Below are 275 nucleotides of genomic sequence, written 5' to 3'. Positions count from 1 at the left end.
GAAGGCGGGCGGCTCGCCACGCTCGCGGGCTGCCGCAGCTGCCACGGGCCGAACGGCGAGGGGCGGGTCTGGACCAGCGACCGGCTGACCGGGACGATCGCGCCGCCGGCCATCGCCCGCAAGCTCGCTTATTATTCGGACGCGGAGCTCGTCCGGCTGATCCGCTACGGCGTCAAGCGGGACGGCAGCACGGTCTTCATCATGCCCACCGGGGCGCAGCGCGCCTGGGCCGATGACGATCTTGGCCGGATCATCGCCTGGCTGCGCACGCTGAA

General features: G+C 72.0%; 1 protein-coding gene. It reads left to right on the top strand.

The window, feature by feature from the left end; all coding sequences use genetic code 11:
* The coding region (locus tag Ga0451573_RS19180) for a c-type cytochrome (RefSeq protein WP_231685792.1) at positions 1 to 275 on the top strand (275 nt) is incomplete at both ends.

Origin of the sequence: Phosphitispora fastidiosa, from assembly GCF_019008365.1 — a bacterium.
GTDB classification, from domain to species: Bacteria; Bacillota; Thermincolia; order Thermincolales; family UBA2595; genus Phosphitispora; species Phosphitispora fastidiosa.
The sequence above is the reverse complement of the archived record's forward strand: the minus strand, read 5'-3'. Positions and strand labels throughout refer to the sequence as shown.